Raw genomic sequence first — 16,844 nt, 5'->3', positions numbered from 1 at the left:
CGAGGCTATCCGAGGCATCGCGCCACGGCAGCCAACCGATTGACTTCGCTGGTTGTACGGGCACACTTTGCACCGCCGCTCGACCTCCGGTCGGCGGATGCCGACACCTTTCCACATGTCGATCAAGAGCCTTCCCTCGCTGGCGCACGCGCTGAGTGTCGCCCCCGACCTGGACGCGGCGCTCGTGGCGCTGGGTGAGGCGCTCGCCGAGGCCGATCGGTCGGCGCTCGTCTCCGTGTTCCGCTACGAAGGGCGCCGGGAAATGCTGCGTGAGCGGCTGACCCCCGTGCAGGAGCGCGTGGTCCGCGCCACCGTCGATACCACCATCGACCACCTCCCCCCGGCCGCGCGCGCCATGGTGGCAAACGGCGGGCAGTTCGTCGACCTCGGCGACCGGTCGGTCGAGTACGCCCGGCTCCTCGGCCTCACCCCGTTTGCCGACGGCGGCATCCTCTCGCTGCGCGGCCTAACGACAGACGGCGAACTGTCAGGGATGCTGGGACTGTACGAACAGCGGCGCATGTTCGGCACGCGAACCAGCGAACGCTTCGCCCCGTGCGTCGCCCTGTTCGAGCTGGCGTACGCGCGCTTTGGCGAGCGCGAGGCGCGTGACGAAGCGGTGCGCACGCTCGAGGACGTGACGCAGCGCGTGCACGGCGAGTACATCCGCAAGCTCGGCGTGCTCGAGGGCGAGCTGGGGAAGGCGCGCGGCGCCGCCTCGCAGGTCAACGCCGCCGACGCCGAACGCCTCTTGCACCTGGAGCGCGACATCGCCGCGGCGCAGGAAGAGGGGCGGCGCGCAACGCGCAAGTCGTCGTCGCTGGAGCACCAGCTCACGGCGGCCGTCGCACAGCTGGAGCAGGCGCACATCGAGCTGCACCGCCGCAACGAATCGCTGCGACAGAAGACGCGCACGCTGTACCTCATCGAACGGTCGCTGCGCATCGACAACACGAGCAAGGATGCGCCGCGCGCCCTGGTGGACGGACTCCTCGCCCTGGTGGGCGATGACATGCAGGCGCAACGCTGCTCGCTCATGCTGCGCGCCCCCGAGCCGGATACGCTCTACCTCGCCGCAGCGCGCGGGCTGGCGCCCAACATCGTCCTCGGCCAGCGCATTCCCAACGGCAAGGGTGTCGCGGGCATCGTCGCCATGTCGCGCGAACCGCTGCTGGTGCAGGATGCCGCGGAAGCCGACCGCCACCCGCTCCTTCGCGACCAGTACCTCACCACCGGGTCGTTCATCTCGTTCCCGCTCATCTACCGGGATGAACTGATCGGCGTCGTGAACCTGACCAATCGCGCCAAGCGCGGCGTCTTCGTGGAGGAAGACGTCGAACGCGTGTCGCTGCTGGCGCTGGTCATCGCGCTCATCGCCGCCAATGCCGAGCTCCCGGAGCGGCTGCTGGGAGAGATCGGTGACGAGTAGCACGCTGCAGCAGGCGATTCGCCGGCTGGCCTTCGGCGAGTCGCTCGCCGAGGACGATTCGGCGGAGGCGTTCGGGACCATCATGCGGGGCGAGGCCACGCCGGCGCAGGTGGCCGCACTCCTCATGGGGCTTCGCGTGAAGGGGGAAACGGCCCAGGAGGTGGCGGGGGCCGCCCGCGCGATGCGCCAGGCGATGGTCCGCCTGAGCGCCAGCGATCCCGCCGCACTGGTGGACACCTGCGGCACCGGGGGTGGAACGGTCACCACGTTCAACATCTCCACCGCCGCCGCCCTGCTCGCCGCCGGGCTCGGGGTTCGCGTGGCGAAGCACGGAAACCGCTCGTTCACCTCGCAGTGCGGAAGTGCCGACGTCCTGGAGGCAATGGGGGTCCCGCTGGACGCCGCGCCGGCGGTCATGGAGCGCTCGCTGCACGACGCGGGGATCGTCTTCATGTTCGCCCCGAGCATGCATCCGGCAATGCGCCACGTGGGACCGGTGCGCCGCGAGCTGGCGGTGCCGACAGTCATGAACATCGTGGGGCCGCTGGCCAACCCGGCAATGGCGGGGCGCCAGGTGCTGGGGGTGGCGGAGGTTCGGCGCATCCCTCTCCTGGCGGGGGCGCTCGCCGCGCTGGGGACCACGCACGCCCTCGTGGTGCACGGCGAGCCGGGGATGGACGAGTTCTCACCGCTGGGCCCGACGCGCGTGGTCGAGGTGCGCGCCGGAACGACTCGCGAGTGGGAAGTGAAGCCGTCGGACTTTGGCTACCCGGCGTTTGACCCCGCCGCACTCGCCGGCGGCGGCCCCGCCGACAACGCGCGCATCGTGCGCGACGTGTTGGGAGGCCAGGGGACTCCAGCCGCCACCGCCGCGGTGGTCCTCAACGCGGCGGCCGCGCTCTACGTCTCGGGGCAGGTGAGCGACTACGCGGAGGGAGTGGCGCGCGCAAAACAGGGGGTGCGCGACGCCGTGGGACTGGACGCGCTGGAGCGGCTGCGCCGCGCGTACGCGCCCGAACCCTGACCGCCGGCAGCGCGCGCGAGCCAAGCTCCTTCGGCTCGCGCGCGCGCTGCACTCTCTGGAACTGGCGCGCCGGCCTAGTAGCGCCGAATGACGCCGACGACGACCCCCTGGATGGCGATGTCGTTCTCGTGCACGTACATCGGCGTGAGCGTCTCGTTGGCTGGCTGCAGCCGAATGCGCCCGTCGCGTTCGCGGTAGAACTTCTTGCAGGTGGCGCCGGTGTTGTTGAGGAGGGCGATGACCATCTCGCCGTTGTCCGCGCTGCGGCGCTCGTTGACGATGACAAAGTCGCCGTCACGGATTTGCTCGTCGATCATCGAGTTCCCGCGCACCTTGAGGACGTAGTGGTTCCCGTTTCGGGTGACCAGGTCCTGTGGAACGGCAAGCGACTCGTTGTGCGCGTACGCCTCGATGGGGGCGCCGGCGGCGACGGTGCCCAGGAGCGGGAGGTCGACCGCGCGCGCAAAGAGTTCCGACGGGAGGATCTCGATGGCCCGGCTCTCGTTGTAACTCCGCCGGATGTACCCCTTGCGTTCGAGGTTGGTGAGGTGCTCGTGCACCGTGGCCAGCGAGTTATAGTTGAAGTGCTCGGCGATCTCCTCGAACGAAGGGGCGTAGCCCCGGTCGTCGGCGTACTCCTGCAGGTAGGTCAGGATCTCTCGTTGCCGTTTGGTGAGCGGCATGTGCGGACTCCGCGCGAGGGTGCGTCGAGGATCGAGAACCAGCCCCCGGGCAAGGGCCGGACGGGCGGTCGATGGAGATCCCCGAACAACTGCCGAAGAAACTCTAGCCGAACAAGCCCCGAAGTGCAAGAGAATCTCTCCTGGACGCCCCCGTCTGGCCCGCTGGGGCGACTTTCCGCAGCCGCGGCCGAGCGCTCGTCCGCGCTTCGGCTCCGCCTCGACGACCTGAAGGCGCAGGTGCGCGACGCCCCACCGGTCACCTCCTTCGCCAAGGCGCTACGAGCGGGCGAAACGATTGCCGTGATCGCCGAGATCAAGCGACGTTCGCCGTCGAAAGGGGAGATCAATGCCGAGATTCGCGCCGGTGACCGGGGGGCGTTGTACGAGAAGGCGGGGGCGCGCGCCCTCTCCGTGCTCACCGAACCGTCGGAGTTTGGCGGCAGCGAGCGTGACCTTGTCGAGGTACGCGACCGCGTGAGCATTCCGCTCCTCAAGAAGGACTTCCACGTAGACGAGGCGCAGGTGTGGGAGGCGCGCGCCCTCGGCGCGTCGGCGATCCTCTTCATTGCGCGGGCGCTGGGACCTGGGCGACTGGAGGGGCTGGTCGACCTCGCACTGGACCTCGGGATCGAGCCGCTGGTGGAGGTGCGGAGCGAGGCGGAGCTGGCGCGTGCGGTGGCGACACGAGCCCCCGCGATCGGCGTGAACGCGCGCGACCTCGAGACGCTGGTGATCGAGCAATCGGTGACGGAACGCCTGCTGCCGTCGATACCGCGCGACCGGGTGCGGGTGGCGGAGAGTGGGATGACGGCGGTGCCGGACGTGGTGCGCGCCGCGGCACTGGGCGCCGACGCCGTGCTCATCGGCTCCGCGCTGTCGGCGTCGAGCGACCCGGCAGCCGCAATGCGCGCGCTGGCCGGCGTGGCGCGCGTCGCCGGCGCGTAGCGCGAGGGCACGCCGTGGCATCGCACCATTCCGCCGTCGCGCTCAAGTTCTGCGGGCTCACGCGTGCCGAGGACGCCGTGCTCGCCGCCGCGTTAGGCGCCGGATTCCTCGGCTTCATCTTTGCGCCGAGTGCACGGCAGCTGACGGTCGAGGGCGCGGCGTCGCTGCTGCGCGCCGTCGAGGACACGCCGGGTTCGCAGCGTCTTCCGCGGCCGGCGCGCGTCGGGGTCTTTGCCGGGATGAGCGCCGACGCCATCGCCGATACCGTCGATCGCCTGGGGCTCGACGTGATCCAGCTGCACGGGGGCGACGACGGAGAACTCGTGCCCGCGCTCAGGCGCCGCACACGCGCGCGCATCTGGATGGTGCTTCACGTGGGCGAGTCGGGTATCGACGGGCGGCAGCTCGCCGCGGCGGCGGAGGGCGATGGCGTCCTCCTCGACGCCAAGGTGGACGGGATGCTCGGCGGGACAGGACGCAGCTTCGACTGGGCGGCGACGCGTGAGGTGGTGGAACCCCTGCGCGACGGGCGATCGATTATCCTTGCCGGAGGTCTTCGCGCGGACAATGTCGCCCGGGCCATCGCGCTCCTGGCCCCGGATGTGGTCGACGTCTCGTCCGGCGTGGAATCGGCGCCGGGGGTGAAGGACCCGCTGCGCATGCGCGCCTTCGCGGACGCCGTTCGCGAGGCGCGCGACCGGAAACCGTCGCACGAATGATCGCCGCGCGCTGGTTCGCTGGCCCTCTCGGCCGGCCACGTGCCGTCGACCATCCGTGAGATCGCCTGTAGACTGCGCCGGCGTCGGCGCGCACCGCAAACCCGCTTCACACGCAGCAACTGGAGTCTGATCGGCATGTCCGCATCTGCCACGCCCTCGACCAATTCGACGAGTTCGACGATTCCAACCAGCGCGGCTGGTTCGGCCGGCGCGAAGGCGTCGCTCGCCTCGAGTGAAGTCCCCGCATCGCGCGACCGCTTTGGCGTATTCGGGGGACGTTACGTGCCGGAGACGCTGATCCCGGCGCTGGACGAACTCGAGGCGGCGTTCGACGCCGCGATGCTCGACCCGACCTTTGTCGGTGCCTGGCAGGAGCTCCTCACGCACTATGTGGGGCGAGCGTCGGCGCTGAGCGATGCGCCACGCCTGTCGGCGCTGGTCGGGGCGCCGGTGTGGCTCAAGCGCGAGGACCTGAACCACACGGGGGCGCACAAGATCAACAACACCGTGGGGCAGGCGCTGCTGGCGCGCCGCATGGGGAAGACGCGCATCATCGCCGAGACCGGGGCGGGGCAGCATGGCGTGGCGACGGCGACCATCTGCGCGCGCTTCGGCCTCGGTTGCGTGGTGTACATGGGCGAGGAGGACATGCGCCGGCAGGCGCTCAACGTCTACCGCATGCGGCTGATGGGGGCGGAAGTGATTCCCGTCACCAGCGGGACGCGGACGCTCAAGGACGCCACGACCGAGGCGATTCGGGATTGGGTCACGAACGTCCGGGACTCGCACTACATCATTGGCTCGGTGGTGGGGCCGGCTCCGTATCCGCGCATGGTGCGCGCCTTCCAGTCGGTCATCGGGCGCGAGGCGCGCGCGCAGATGCTGGAGCGCGCGGGGCGTCTTCCGAGGAGCGTGGTGGCGTGCGTGGGCGGGGGGTCGAATGCGATGGGAATCTTTGCCGGTTTCGTTGACGATGAGGGGGTGGAACTCGTCGGAGTTGAGGCGGCCGGTGAAGGGCTCGATTCCGCCCGGCACTCGGCGTCGTTGACCCGCGGCACGCCGGGGGTGCTGCACGGGTCGTTGAGCTACCTGCTGCAGGACGAGCGCGGGCAGGTGCATCCGGCGCATTCGATTTCGGCCGGCCTGGACTACCCGGGGGTGGGGCCGGAGCACTCGTACCTAAAGGACAGTGGCCGGGCGACCTATGTCGCGGTGGACGACACGCAGGCCCTGGAGGGGTTCGCGATGCTGAGTCGGTTGGAGGGGATCATTCCGGCGCTCGAGACGGCGCACGCTGTGGCGTGGATCGCCGCGCAACGCGGGCGCTGGACCGCCGACGAGCCTGTGCTGCTGTGCGTGAGCGGTCGCGGGGACAAGGACGTGGCGCAGGTCCGAGAAATGGGTATTTTGCCGCTGTGACCCTGCCGTCGGCGAGCACCCCGAACCAGCATGCGGAGGATCGCCCCGAGCCGCCGTTTCCGTTGGCGCTCGTGGAGGAGATGCTCCGCATGTTCGGTCGTGCGGTGCGCGCGCAGCAGCTGTACCTCCCCAACAACCCGACCTTCCTGCGCGCGCTCGACAATGCGCGTGCCTCGTTCGCCCCCATCTGGGCGCATTGCGAGGAGCTGGTCATCGAGGTGACCGACACACAACTGCGCTGGGAAGGGCAGACGGTCATCAACGAGCCGGACAAGACCACCGACGCGCTGCCGTGGATCCTGTACAAGGACGGCATTCGCGAGTTGCGCCTGCTGCGCGAGGTGGAGCAGCAGGAGCTGGTGCAGCTGATCGACATCATCGTCCGGGTGCGCAAGGCGTCGCCTGACGAGGACGACCTCCTGACGCTGCTGTGGGAGCAGGAGTTCTCGTTCGTGCGGTACCGCTACGTGGACGTGGCGCTGGAGGGCGTGGCGCCGCTCGATGCGTCCGACCTCGCGAAGCAGGACCGCCTCGTCGATCCGAAGCAGATCCAGGAGCCGCCGCAGGAGACGATCCTCCCGTCGGGCGTGGTGAACCTCGATGACTTCGACAGCACGCTGTATTTCCTCGACGAGCGCGAGATCGAGTACCTGAAGGACGCGGTGTCGACCGAGTACGCGTCGGAGCTGCGCGGCAACGTCGTCAACATCCTCCTCGACGTGTTCGAGGTGCAGGTGGATCCGGCGATTCGCGACGAGATCGTCGGCGTCCTCGACAACCTGCTCGTGCACCTGCTCACGGCGGGACAGCTGCGTACGGTGGCGCACCTGCTGCGCGAGGTGAACATCGCCGCCAACCGCGCACGCGACCTCACGCCGCCGCAGCGCGAGACACTGCTCTCGCTCCCCAACCGGATGAGCGAACCGGAGGCGTTGTCGCAACTCCTGCAGTCGCTGGACGAGCGCACCGACCTGGCCGACCAGTCGGAATTGAACGAGCTGTTCGACCAACTCCGCGTCTCGGCGCTGGGGACGATCTTCTCGTGGCTGGGACGATTGCAGACGCCGAGGGTGCGGACGCAGCTCGAGTCGGCGGCGCAGCGGCTGGCGGCGGCGCACACCGGTGAGCTGGTGCGGTTGATTGGCGCGCCGGAGCGCGACGTGGCGTTGGAGGCGATTCGCCGCTCGGGGGCGATGAAGGCGGCGGCGGCGGTGCCGGCGCTCTCGCGCCTGATGACGCAACCCGACAACGACGTGCGGCTGGCGGCGGTGCAGGCGCTGGCGGAGATCGGGACTCCCGGGGCGTTGCAGCAGCTGGAGCGCTGCATCGACGACAGTTCGCGCGAGGTGCGGGTGGCGACGGCCAAGGCGTTCGCGCAGCGCGTGCATCGTCCCGCGCTCCCGAAGGTCGAGGCGGCGATCAAGGGGAAGCGGCTGTCCGACGCCGACCTCACGGAGAAGATGGCGCTGTTCGAGGCCTTTGGCGCGATGTGCGGCGACGGCGGGGTGGCGCTGCTCGATGGGCTCCTCAACAGCAAGAGCTTCTTTGGCCGGCGCGAGGACCCGGAGCTGCGCGCCTGCGCGGCAATGGCGCTGGGGCGGGTCGGGACGACGGATGCAATCGCGGTGTTGCGTCGCGCGGCGACCGACAAGGAGATCCTGGTGCGCAACGCGGTGAACCGCGCCCTGCGGGGAGGGACGGCGTGACGACGCCGCGACAGACGCCCGTGGCGGGGATGGCGCGCACCAGCGGGCGGACTCCCGCCGCCGGGTCGCGCGCGCAGGTCGCGATGAGCGACCTGTCCGGCGATTCGTTCGTGCGCCGCGCCGGGCGACAACTGATCGTGAGCATCTACGGCGCCATGCGGGTGATTCGCCTCTATCCGCCGGAGAACGAAGCGGTGCGCAACGCGCTGGCCGACCTTGCGCGCGTGGCCCAGGAGCTCTACGAGCACGAGCACGAAGTGGAGCTGCGCGCGTCCAACGAGTTCATCTTCGTGAACTCGACGCGGCTGCGGCTCGATCTCGACAACTATGCGGCCTTCTCGCAGATCCTCTCGGTGCTGCGCGCCGTTGGGGTGGGCTCGGTGCGCCTGGCGCGCGAGGCGGAACCGCGCGACTGGCTCGTCTTCCTCTCGCTCCTTCTGAGCCAGAGCAAGCAGGGCGACGACGTCACGGCCTTCGACCTCACCGAGAAGCTCGCCGCCGCCGCGGTGACGGTGTTCGAGCTGGGCGCGCCGCTGGTGACCGAGGAGGACCCCGACTTCAAGCAGCGCGCCAAGGAAGCGGCCAAGCGCACCTACTCGCAGTCGGTGGCGGTGACCAAGGAAGTGATGAACTCGGTGCGCATGGGGGCGTCGCCGAATATCAAGAAGATCAAGCGCGTGGTGCAAACCATCGTCGACCAGATCCTCAACGAGGAGACGTCGCTGGTGGGGCTCACCACCATTCGCGACTACGACGAGTACACGTTCACGCACTCGGTCAACGTCTGCATCTTTTCCGTGGCGCTGGGGCGGCGCCTGGGGTTGAGCAAGTTGCAGCTGTACGACCTGGGGCTGGCGGCGCTCTTCCACGACATCGGCAAGTCGCGCGTCCCGCTCACGGTGCTCAACAAGACCGACAACCTGAGCGACGACGACTGGCGCTGGCTGGCGGCGCATCCCTGGCTTGGCGTGCTGGCGCTGTTCCACATGCGCGGGCAGCAGGATCTGCCGTACCGCGCCATGGTGGTGGCGTACGAGCATCACATGAAGCAGGACCTCACGGGGTATCCCAAGACCATTCGCCCGCGGCAGCAGAGCATCTTCAGCCGCATCGTGGCGGTGGCCGACGGCTTCGACGCCGCCACCACGCGTCGCGCCTACCAGACGGTCCCCATGTCGCCAGCGGCGGTGCTCGCCGGGATGCGCGACAACCCGCGACGCGGGATGGACCCGGTGGTGGTGAAGGGGTTCATCAACTTGTTAGGCGTCTTCCCGGTCGGGACGCTGGTCGTCCTGGACACGTTCGAGCTGGCGGTGGTGCATGCGGTGAATCCCAACCCCGCCGCCATCTCGCGCCCCGTGGTCCGCATCGTGAGCGACGACCGCGGCAACGTCCTCTACCCCGGGCACCTCGTCGACCTCACCGAGCAGAAGGCGGACGGGTCGGCATATGTGCGCACGATCATCAAGACCGAGAATCCGGACCGTTACGGCATCAATGTCGGTGACTATTTCGTCTGACGCGCTGGCGCAGCGCTTCGCATTGCTCAAGCGAGACGGGCGCAAGGCGCTCGTGACCTACATGACCGCAGGGCACCCCGATCCTGCGCAATCGCTCGCCCTCATGCGCGCGCTCGAGGCAGGGGGGGCCGACGTGATCGAGGTCGGCGTCCCGTTCTCCGACCCGATGGCCGATGGCCCCGTCATCCAGCGCTCGTCGCAGGTGGCGCTGGAGCACGGCGTGGGCATCCGCGATGTCCTGGCGCTGGTGCGCGACGCGCAGCTGTCCATCCCCGTGGTGCTCTTCAGCTACCTCAACCCGATCATGGCCGCGGGCGACGACATCCTCGTGCGCGCGGCGGAATCGGGGGTGCACGGGTTGCTCCTGACGGACCTCCCCGTGGGGGCAGACCCGGCGCGCGAAGCCTGGGTGGGCGCCGGACCGCTGGCCTTCGTGCGCCTGGTGGCGCCCACCACGCCGCTGGCCCGCATGCGCGACATCGCGCAGCACGGTCGCGGCTTCGTGTACCTCATCTCGCGACTCGGCGTGACCGGGATGCAACGCGACGTGGCCAGCGACCTTCCCGAGACCATCGCGCGGCTCCGCGGCGCGACCGATCTCCCCATCTGCGCCGGGTTTGGGGTGTCCAACGGCGAACAGGCGCACGCCATCGCTCGCCTGGCCGATGGCGTGGTGGTCGGGAGCGCGATCGTGAAGGCCGCCGAGTCGGGGGTCGACGCCGCACACGCTCTCACCGTGGAGTTGCGTCGGGCGCTCGACGCCACCTGACGTGCAACTGCGCGTCGACCTCATCACGCGGGGGATCGCCGTCGCCGGGACGGCGGCGGTCGGCCTCCTGGCCGTGGTCGACCCTCGCTGGGCCGCCCATCCGCTGGGGATCACGATCGTCTTTGTCGCGACCGTGCTGCTGCGCGCGCGCCCCATCGCACTCACCAAGTACTCGACGCTCACCGGTTCGCCGGTGACGGCAATGGCGGGCGCGCTGGTGCTGGGCGTCAGCGCAACAGCACTCGCACTCTTTGCCGGCGTTCTGCTCGCCGACTGGCTGTTCCAGCGCAAGGCGCTGGCATGGGCGTGGGTCAACGCGGGGCGCGAGGTGCTGGCGCTGGTCTCGGCCTACGGCGCATTCGCCGCCACCGCGGCCGCGCTCGACGTGCAGCCGACGGGAGCGCTGTCGGCCGAACTCGTCCCGGCCGTCTCGGTCTTCGTCTTTGCCTACTTCATCGCGTCGCGGGCGCTGCAGTACTTCTCGCTCCTGGTGCGCGACAAGCTCCTCCCCGAGGAGCGCTCGATCATCCTGCGCTACGAAGTCATCGCCTTCGGCGCATCGTCGGCCGCGGTGCTCCTCGTCGTCCTCACGGTCACCAGCGTGGGGCGCGCCGGATGGATAGTGGTCGCCATCGCCATCGCCTTCGGGTCGCTCCTCTTCCAACGCATCATCGAGGAAGCAATCGCCGCCGAGGAGCTGAACAAGATCCACCAGATGGAGCTGGTGGTGTCGAGCGACGCCTCGCTGGGCGACGCCTTCGCGCGCATTGCCGAGTTGGGGAACCGGCTCGTGGACTGGCGCGACTTCCGGATTCACCGGCTGCAAGACGGCGGCGTGCGGCTCCTCTTCACGGGGCGCGACGGACTGCTCGATCCGCCGGTGCCGCCCATGCCGGACGGGCGTGAGCTGCGCGACGAGGCGCTGGCCACGGGGCGCGCGGTGATCGTCACCGACAGCCTCCACGATGTGCGCGTCAAGCAACCGCGCGAGTCGGCGCGCAGCGCGGTCGTGATGCCGCTGCGCTTTGGCGAACGCACGGTGGGGCTGCTCGAGCTGGAGCATCACAAGCGCGGCACCTACGGGCCCAGGCAACTCGACGTGGTGCAGCGCTTCGCCTCGCAACTCGCGACGACGATCCACATCCAGGACCTTCGTCGTCCACTGGCCGAGTCGGTCGAGCGCCTCGAGCGGCAGGTGGCAACCATGAACGACTCGGCGCACCAGTTGCGCAGCGGGGCCGAGACCGTCGCGCGCCTCGCGAGCGAGATTTCGCGCTCCGTCGCCGAGGCGAGCGACCAGGCGGCGCGCGGCCACGATGCGGCGGCCGATGTGCACACCGCGACGTCGTCCATCGCGCGCGACGCCCGCGAGGCAGCCGCCGCGAGCGATCGCGCGGTGCAGATTGCCACGGAGCATCGCTCGACGATCGGCACGGCGATCGAGCGACTCGTCAGCGCCAAGGGCTTCGTGGGGGAGAGCGGCGCAATCATGGGTGACCTTGGCGACGAGACGCGACGCGTCACGTCGTTCATCGGCGTCATCAAGGACCTGGCCGAGCAGACGAATCTTCTGGCGCTCAACGCGGCGATCGAGGCGGCGCGCGCGGGGGAGGAAGGGCGCGGCTTTGCCGTGGTGGCGGAGGAGATCCGCAAGCTCGCCGAGCAGAGCGGGAAGGCGTCGGAGGAGGCGTCGGTGCTGGTGGCAACGCTCGCCGGGCAGATGGAGCGCGCCACGCGGCAGATGGATCGCGGGCGGGCGATGGTTGCCGACGTGGAGACGCTCTCCGGCTCGGCGCGCGACGCGATGGCGCAGGTCGTCGACTCGTCGCGTTCGGCGGCCACGTGGGCCAAGCGCATTGCCGAGGTGTCGCGTTCGCAGGAGGATGCGGTGGGCGGGGTGCGCGATCGCATCGCGCGCATCGCCGAGATCTCGGGACGCAACCGCGAGGGGGCGGCGCAGGTGGCGGAGACGGCGGACTCGCAGGCGCGCGCGCTGCAGGAGGTGGAGGGGGCGACGCGAGAACTGCGCGAGCTGGCGACGTATCTCGCCGAACTCGCCCGTCGCCTGAGCAAGCTCGGGCGCGACTGATCTCGGGGCATGCGAGGGATGACGCGTGCGTTCGGGGGAGCGCCGGGTGGCGTGATTGACCGGCTGCCCGACCGAACCTAGGTTGCGCCGCCGTGTCTCATTCGATCATGCCTGGTACCGATCGTTCATTGCACCCGTCTCCCGCGTTCCCCGCGCTCCCCGCGTGGGCACAGGTGGGGGAGAAGCGGCGCTTGCACATTGCGCGCGTGACGGCGCTGCTGGATCGCTGGAGCGAGGCGTTGCACCTGACGCCGGCGGAACGGCAGTTGTGGCACGATGCGGGGCGGTACCATGACGCGTTGCGCGATGCCCCGCTGGAGGAGTTGCGGCTGGCGGTGCCCGATCCGCAGCTCCCGGACAGCGTCCTGCACGGGCCGGCGGCGGCGCGGCGGCTGGCCGACGAGGGCGAGGAGCGCCGCGAGCTGCTGGAGGCCATCCGCTGGCACACGCTGGGGAACCCGGAGTGGGGGAGAGCGGGGCGCGCGCTCTTCATGGCCGACTACCTCGAGCCGGGACGCCCCTTCTCGCAGGGCGATCGGGCCTTTCTCGCCTCGCACGTGCCGCTCGACTTCGACGGCGTCTTCCGGCAGGTGGTGCGCACCCGCATCGAGTGGACGCTGCGCGAGGGGAAGACGATCTTCCCCGAGACGGCGGCCCTGTGGAATCGCGTCCGATGAGGGGGCGCGCGGTCGTCGGCGTGGTCGCCTTGCTGCTGGCGGCCGGTGGCGGCGCCTGGTGGTTCCGCCGCACGGCGGCGGTTGCAGCCGACGAGGAGCGCCCGGCGCAGCAGGTCGCCGTCCAGCGCCTCGTCCCGGACGGGACGCGGATCCGCGTGGAAGTGCTCAACACCACGACCACGCGCGGTGAGGCGCGACGGCTCTCGCTCTACCTACGCGATGCGGGGTTCGACGTGGTGCGCTTCGCGGGGGAGGGGCCGCCCCGGGACTCCACGCTGGTGCTCGACCGGAGCGGACACCCCGAGTGGGCGGCGCTGGTGAGCAAGGCGTTAGGCGGGGCGGCGGTGGAGGCGCGCCCCGACACCTCACGCTACGTGGACGTCACCGTGCTGATCGGCCGCGTGGTCCGCACGCCGGCGGAGGCGTTCTACCCGTAGCTGCCCGCACGCCGCGGCGATGTCCTTGCCACGGCTCTTGCGAATGGCCACCTCGATGCCGTGGCGGCGAAGCTGGGCGGCAAACGCGCGAATGCCGGCCGCCGTGGTCGGCGTGAAATCGCCCGCCCCGCCGGGATGCAACGGGATGAGGTTCACGAACGCGCCGCACGCCCGCGCCAGCCCCGCCAACTGGTCCGCGTGTTCGTCACGATCGTTCACCCCGCCCAGCATCACATACTCGAACGTCACCCGCCGGTCGAACTCCGCCGCGGCCTTCACCACGTCGGCGAGCGGGTACTTCACGTTGATCGGCATGAGCGTGCGGCGCAGCGCATCGCTCGGCGCATGGATCGAGATCGCCAGCCGGAACTGCTCCGGACGCGCGCCCAGGGCGAGGATTCCCGGCAACACCCCGACCGTCGAGACCGTGATGTGCCGGGCCCCGATGCCGAGGCCGTTGGCGTCGTTGAGGATCGTGAGCGTACGCTCCACCGCGTCCCAGTTCATGAGCGGCTCGCCCATTCCCATGAAGACGATGTTCGTGGGACGCATGGGGGGATCGAGGAGCGCCAGTTCGCGCACCTGCCCGGCAATCTCGTGCGGCGCGAGGTTGCGCGAGAAACCCATCACCCCGGTTGCGCAAAAGGCGCACTGGAGCGCGCACCCGGCCTGGGACGAGATGCAGAAGGTCATCCGGTCGCCGTCGGGGATGGCGACCGTCTCTATCGATTGTCCGTCGTGCAGGGTGAAGAGGAACTTCTGCGTCCCGTCGGCGGAGGCCTGGCGCGTGGCGAGGGTGAGGGCGGGGAGGGCGAACGCGGCGTCGAGCGCGTCGCGGAGTGCCTGGGGAAGCGTCGTCACCTCCTGGAACGAGCGCGCCGGCTGCTGCCAGAGCGCGGGGACGATCTGCTTGACACGGTAGGGCGGCTCGCCGCTCGCGGCGAGGAACGCGGCGATTGCATCCGTCGCCTTGGCCGGCGTGAGGTCGAGGAGGTTGGTTCGACCGTCCGAGCGGTCCAACGCGTGGCGTGCCATGGGTTTGAGGTTATCGGATCGCCGTGGTGGGGTCAATGCGTCGCCTACCACGAGGGCGAGTGGAAACGTAGATTCCACCGTCACTTCCGAGGATACTCCGTGCGGATTTCGCTCGCCGTGCGGCGCGCACCCCATCCAATCCTGCCGCCGCCAGCGTGCGCATGACACCCTCCACCATTTCGGGACGCTGGTGGCCGTGCGTGGCGTGGACCGTGGTGATCCTCGTGATCACGTCGGTGCCCGGCACGGCGATCCCCCACGGGCCGCAGATCCCTGGGGCGGACAAGGTGGTGCACGGATCGATGTACGGCGTGCTCGGATTCCTCGCGGGCAAGGCATTGGGGCGCGATGGATTCGCGCGCTGGGTGGTGGCGGGGGTGCTGATCGCGGCATTGGCGGCGGGAGACGAATGGCATCAGCAGTGGATCCCGGCTCGGAGCGCGGAGACGCTCGACTGGGTAGCCGACGTGGCGGGGGCCACGCTCGGCATGACACTTTCGCGTTCGGCGCAGGCGCGCCGGGAGAGCAGGTCGTGACGAGTTCGAACCCGTTGGCTACCGCCCTTCGGACCCACCTGTGTGGGGCGCTGCGTGAGGCGCACGTCGGGCAGACCGTTCGCGTGGGCGGGTGGGTGCACCGCACGCGCAACCTCGGGGGGCTCGTCTTCGTGGACCTGCGCGATCGCGCCGGGTTGCTGCAAGTCTCCTTTGCCCCGGGAAGCGCCACGCCGGAGGCGTTGCAGGTGGCGGAGCGCCTGACGCCGGAAACGGTCGTCCTCATCGAGGGTGAGGTCGTCTCGCGTCCCGCCGAGGGACACAATCCGGAACTGGAGACCGGCTCGATCGAGCTGCGCGCCGTGAACGCCCGCGTGGTGGGACCGGCGCTGACGCCGGCCATCCCGGTGGCGCGCGGCAAGGGGGAGAAGCTGGCGGCCGAGGAATTGCGCCTGAAGTACCGCATCCTCGACCTGCGACGCCCCGAGCTGCAACAGAACCTGGTCATGCGCCACCGCCTGATGCAGGTGACGCGGCAGGTGATGAGCGACCGCGGCTTCCTGGAGATCGAGACGCCGATCCTCACCAAGCCCACGCCGGAGGGGGCACGCGACTTCCTGGTCCCCAGCCGCGTGCACCAGGGGGAGTTCTACGCCCTCCCGCAGTCGCCGCAGATCTACAAGCAGCTGCTGATGGTGGCCGGCTACGACCGCTACTTCCAGATCGCGCGCTGCTTCCGCGACGAAGACCTGAGAGCCGACCGTCAGCTGGAATTCACGCAGATCGATCTCGAGGCGTCGTTCGTGAGCGCGCGCGACGTCCAGGACGTGGTCGAGGCCTGCCTGGTGGCGCTGTGGGGCGAGGCGGGGCATGCCATTCCGCAGCCCTTCCCGTGCCTCACGTGGAAGGAGGCGATGGAGCGCTTCGGCGTGGACAAGCCCGACTTGCGCTACGGGATCGAGATCGAGGACCTCACGAGGCACGTGGGAAGTGACGCGGCGCCGTTCGTGACCGATGCGTTAGGCACCGGCGCTCGCATGCGCGGACTGCGTGTGCCGCACGGCGCCGATGCGTCGCGCAAGGAGATCGATGGCTTGACCGCCGCGGCCAGGGATGCCAGGGCGGGGGGGCTCATCTGGGCCAAGCGCACCGAACATGGCTGGGAGGGGCAGGGGGTCAAGGCGATCGGGGCCAGTGCGCTGGACGCACTCGGTGGCGACGTCGGCGAGTTGCTGCTGGCGGTGGTCGGAAAGGACGATGTCACCTCGCCCGCGCTGCACGCGGTGCGCTCGCTGGTGGTGAAGCGGCCGGGGGTGCCGATGCTGCGCGAGCATGCGTTCTGCTGGGTGGTCGACTTCCCGCTCTTCGAGCACGACCCGGAGACGGGGGCGTACGTCCCGGCGCACCACCCGTTCACCTCGCCGCACCCCGACGACTTTCCCTTCCTCGAGAGCGACCCGGGGCGCTGCCGCGCGCAGCACTACGACGCCGTGTACAACGGGAACGAATTGGGGAGCGGCTCCATTCGCATCACCGATCCGCAGCTGCAGGCGCTCATCTTCCGCCTGCTGGGGATTGGCGCGGAGGAACAGCAGCGGCGCTTCGGCTTCCTCCTCGACGGGCTGGCCTCGGGGGCGCCGCCGCATGGCGGCTTCGCGTTAGGCTTCGACCGCATCGCGATGCTGCTGGCGGGGGCCCCGTCGCTGCGCGACGTGATCGCCTTTCCCAAGACGACGGCGGCGCGCGCGCTGTTCGAGGGGGCGCCGACCCCGGTCAAGCCCGAGGACCTGGTCGCGCTGCACCTCGCCATCACCGAGTAGTCCCCCCCGCACACCCGTTCCGTGCCTGACGAGTCCATCACGCATCGCCTCGATACCGAGGGGGCCGACCCGCTCACC

The 16,844-nt window shown here is 69.9% G+C and carries 15 protein-coding genes; 13 read left to right on the top strand and 2 right to left on the bottom strand.

What is annotated here, in order from left to right:
- The first annotated feature begins 115 nt into the window (after positions 1 to 115).
- Positions 116 to 1,429 carry a GAF domain-containing protein gene (locus tag IT359_00845; protein ID MCC6927509.1) on the top strand — a complete coding sequence of 438 codons (1,314 nt, stop codon included), beginning with the start codon at positions 116 to 118 and terminating at the stop codon, positions 1,427 to 1,429.
- The gene (trpD, locus tag IT359_00840; protein ID MCC6927508.1) at positions 1,419 to 2,453 is read left to right on the top strand and encodes an anthranilate phosphoribosyltransferase; all 1,035 of its coding nucleotides are present in this window, start codon (positions 1,419 to 1,421) and stop codon (positions 2,451 to 2,453) included. The genes IT359_00845 and trpD overlap by 11 nt, the downstream gene beginning before the upstream one ends.
- Before the next feature lie 74 nt (positions 2,454 to 2,527).
- Here trpD and lexA read toward each other — a convergent pair whose 3' ends face one another.
- Positions 2,528 to 3,136 (bottom strand): transcriptional repressor LexA, encoded by a 609-nt coding sequence (gene lexA, locus IT359_00835; protein ID MCC6927507.1) that lies wholly within the window; start codon positions 3,134 to 3,136, stop codon positions 2,528 to 2,530.
- A 123-nt stretch (positions 3,137 to 3,259) separates the two neighbouring features.
- Between lexA and IT359_00830 the strand changes: the two genes are divergently transcribed.
- The 9 genes from IT359_00830 (at position 3,260) to IT359_00790 (ending at position 13,417) form a co-directional block, all read left to right on the top strand.
- Complete coding sequence (locus tag IT359_00830) at positions 3,260 to 4,081, top strand: indole-3-glycerol-phosphate synthase (GenBank protein ID MCC6927506.1); 822 nt, start codon at positions 3,260 to 3,262, stop codon at positions 4,079 to 4,081.
- Between the two features lie 14 nt (positions 4,082 to 4,095).
- On the top strand, positions 4,096 to 4,800 hold the full coding sequence (locus IT359_00825; protein MCC6927505.1) for a phosphoribosylanthranilate isomerase: 705 nt from the start codon (positions 4,096 to 4,098) through the stop codon (positions 4,798 to 4,800).
- A gap of 135 nt (positions 4,801 to 4,935) precedes the next feature.
- Entirely contained in the window at positions 4,936 to 6,219 is a 1,284-nt protein-coding gene (gene trpB, locus IT359_00820; protein MCC6927504.1) for a tryptophan synthase subunit beta, read from the top strand.
- On the top strand, positions 6,216 to 7,925 hold the full coding sequence (locus tag IT359_00815; protein ID MCC6927503.1) for a HEAT repeat domain-containing protein: 1,710 nt from the start codon (positions 6,216 to 6,218) through the stop codon (positions 7,923 to 7,925). Before trpB ends, IT359_00815 begins: the two co-directional genes overlap by 4 nt.
- Positions 7,922 to 9,445: an HD domain-containing protein gene (locus tag IT359_00810; protein ID MCC6927502.1), complete on the top strand. Its 1,524-nt coding sequence runs from the start codon at positions 7,922 to 7,924 to the stop codon at positions 9,443 to 9,445. Before IT359_00815 ends, IT359_00810 begins: the two co-directional genes overlap by 4 nt.
- A complete protein-coding gene (locus tag IT359_00805; protein ID MCC6927501.1) occupies positions 9,429 to 10,214 on the top strand; it encodes a tryptophan synthase subunit alpha in 786 nt (261 codons plus the stop codon). Before IT359_00810 ends, IT359_00805 begins: the two co-directional genes overlap by 17 nt.
- Before the next feature lies 1 nt (position 10,215).
- The gene (locus IT359_00800) at positions 10,216 to 12,303 is read left to right on the top strand and encodes a GAF domain-containing protein (protein ID MCC6927500.1); all 2,088 of its coding nucleotides are present in this window, start codon (positions 10,216 to 10,218) and stop codon (positions 12,301 to 12,303) included.
- 107 nt (positions 12,304 to 12,410) lie between these two features.
- Complete coding sequence (locus IT359_00795; GenBank protein ID MCC6927499.1) at positions 12,411 to 12,980, top strand: hypothetical protein; 570 nt, start codon at positions 12,411 to 12,413, stop codon at positions 12,978 to 12,980.
- Positions 12,977 to 13,417 (top strand): LytR C-terminal domain-containing protein, encoded by a 441-nt coding sequence (locus IT359_00790; GenBank protein ID MCC6927498.1) that lies wholly within the window; start codon positions 12,977 to 12,979, stop codon positions 13,415 to 13,417. The genes IT359_00795 and IT359_00790 overlap by 4 nt, the downstream gene beginning before the upstream one ends.
- On the opposite strand, the gene rlmN is transcribed toward IT359_00790, so the two are convergent.
- A complete protein-coding gene (rlmN, locus tag IT359_00785) occupies positions 13,346 to 14,452 on the bottom strand; it encodes a 23S rRNA (adenine(2503)-C(2))-methyltransferase RlmN (GenBank protein MCC6927497.1) in 1,107 nt (368 codons plus the stop codon). The two genes, IT359_00790 and rlmN, sit on opposite strands and share 72 nt — an antisense overlap.
- Positions 14,453 to 14,613: 161 nt before the next feature.
- Here rlmN and IT359_00780 point away from each other — a divergent pair, with 161 nt between their 5' ends.
- Positions 14,614 to 14,988 (top strand): VanZ family protein, encoded by a 375-nt coding sequence (locus IT359_00780; GenBank protein MCC6927496.1) that lies wholly within the window; start codon positions 14,614 to 14,616, stop codon positions 14,986 to 14,988.
- On the top strand, positions 14,985 to 16,766 hold the full coding sequence (gene aspS / locus IT359_00775) for an aspartate--tRNA ligase (protein ID MCC6927495.1): 1,782 nt from the start codon (positions 14,985 to 14,987) through the stop codon (positions 16,764 to 16,766). Before IT359_00780 ends, aspS begins: the two co-directional genes overlap by 4 nt.
- Positions 16,767 to 16,844 lie beyond the last annotated feature (78 nt).

This window comes from Gemmatimonadaceae bacterium, from assembly GCA_020852815.1.
In the GTDB taxonomy this organism is placed as follows: domain Bacteria; phylum Gemmatimonadota; class Gemmatimonadetes; order Gemmatimonadales; family Gemmatimonadaceae; genus SCN-70-22.
This window is presented reverse-complemented; position numbering and strand designations above follow the sequence as displayed.